The 1,950-nt window shown below is 61.3% G+C and carries 1 protein-coding gene and 1 pseudogene; one reads left to right on the top strand and one right to left on the bottom strand.

The features are described 5' to 3' along the window. Positions 1 to 407 (top strand): annotated as a pseudogene (locus tag NW843_RS13050) (hypothetical protein); the annotation flags it as partial. 256 nt (positions 408 to 663) lie between these two features. On the opposite strand, the gene NW843_RS13045 reads toward NW843_RS13050, so the two are convergent. Next, positions 664 to 1,818, bottom strand: coding sequence for an AI-2E family transporter (locus NW843_RS13045; RefSeq protein WP_414380611.1), 1,155 nt, complete (start codon positions 1,816 to 1,818; stop codon positions 664 to 666). Positions 1,819 to 1,950: the final 132 nt, after the last annotated feature.

The raw sequence follows: 1,950 nt of genomic DNA, 5'->3' as shown, positions 1-1,950 counted from the left end.
CGACGCCAACACCAACTCCGACACCCACGCCCACTCCTACTCCGGCGCCAACACCCAGCCCGACGCCCACACCCACACCCACTCCGACTCCAACGCCAGAGGCGACGCCCACGCTTGCACCTCGTCGCCAGCCGCGCTTTCAACTGGGCCGCCCCCGTCCGACACCAGAGGGGATCCCGGCTGTTCCAACGCCACCGCCCGTAGTAGCCACTCCCGAACCTGAGCTTACGCCTGAGCCCAGCCCAGAGCCCTCTCCGCAAGCTGTGCCCACTTCAACTCCCCAGCCTGTGGCTACGCCTTTGCCGCGCGTGACCCCTATCCCTTTCCAGGAGCGGCGGGTGCGACAGCAGGGGTTGCGGCTTTTCCCGCCGGGACTCCACAGTCCAACCTTGCCAGGTGAGCGATAGCGGGACAGAATCCTTGGTTGACAGAATGCCCTTCGCACAGCGGGCCGTGGGCCTCACTGTTTCCCCGATGCCGCTCTGCCTGGGTGCGCAGTTGCCAGTTGTCGCGTTCTCACACCGGTCAAGCGCGAGGAGCGTGGAGCGACGGGAAAGAATCCCCCGGCTCTAGCCGTGGGGAGAACGTCGATTCCTGCCCAATGGAAGGGCCGGTCGTGTGGCTAAGCTGATGGGGTTGAGCCAAGTCAGGAGCATTGCCCCCTCAACCTTCTCGCACCGATTGCGGTCGCGGAATGGGATCCTGGTTTTCCGCCTGGGTGGAGCTCTGGATCCCGTTCTCTCCACTTTCCAACCTGAGCAAGGGCCGCAATCGGGATCCCTGCCAGGGATCCAGGACATCCCGAATTAGCACCTCCTGAATCCACACCTGCAGGATTGCCGCCAAAGGCACGGCCAGGAACAGGCCCAGCACCCCAAAGAAAAAGGCTGAAGTAACTTGAGCTACTAGGGTTAGGGCGGGCAGGAGCGACACCTGTCGGGACATAACGATGGGGGTGAAGACGCTGCTTTCCAACTGCTGGATCAGGATATACAGCCCCAGCACTGCCAAGGACTTCCAAGGGGCATCCGTGAGGGCTACCAGCATGGGGGCTACCACGCTTAAGGTGGGGCCGATATTGGGGATGAAGTTGAACAATCCCGCCAGCACCGCATTGGCCAAGATCAGGGGCACCCCCAAAATCCACAGCCCGATCCCACTCAGCAGCATCACCAAGGTGCTGGTAAACAGGATCCCCATCAGCCACCCTCGCAGCGCCAGCTCACAGCGCTTGAGGATGTAGCGAATGCGGGGACGGTAAAAGGCCGGGAAAACCGAGACAAAAGCGCGACTGTAGGCTTGGGGATCCGCCAACAACAAAATGGTGAGGATGATTACAAACAATAGGTTGAGCAGGGTGCCAAAAAAGGCAGTGAAGGACTCGGAGAAAAAGTCGCGCACCTGTCGCACCAACTCGGTGGCCTGGGGCACCAAGCTATTGGCCAATTCCCGCAGCGTCGGCAGCTCAATATCCGTCGGCAAAGAGAGAATCAAGCTCTCGAACAGCCGCTGCGCTTGCACGATCCCGGCGGGCACCCCATCGGTAAACAGCCACCGCAACTGCTCCGCCAGGGGGGGCACCACGATTAGCCCCACCAAGATCGCGGCCACCAAAACCGTCAAACTGGTGATGACAATTGAGGGGCCACGCCGAAAGCCGTAGCGCTGTGGGATCTGGGCCAAGGTATCCAATGCTACTGCCAACACAATGGCCGCGAACACCAACAGCAGGATCTGCCGGATCTGCCAAAGCAGAACTAGCAGGCCCAACAGCGCCCCTAGCCCCAGCCACTGGGCGAAGGTCACCCGCCAGCTCACCTCCTCTCTCGCCCGGTTGTCGCCTATTCTAGATGGGATCCCGACAAGTCCCATCGCTATTCGAGAACCCTGGATGCGCGATCCTGTCCCTTCAGCTAGAAATCGCAGGAGCCCCGCACTGTACCCGTAGGG

This window comes from Synechococcus sp. R5-12, assembly GCF_047502655.1.
GTDB lineage: Bacteria > Cyanobacteriota > Cyanobacteriia > Thermostichales > Thermostichaceae > Thermostichus.
Note: the sequence above shows the minus strand (reverse complement) of the source record. Positions and strands in the feature narration are given on the sequence as shown.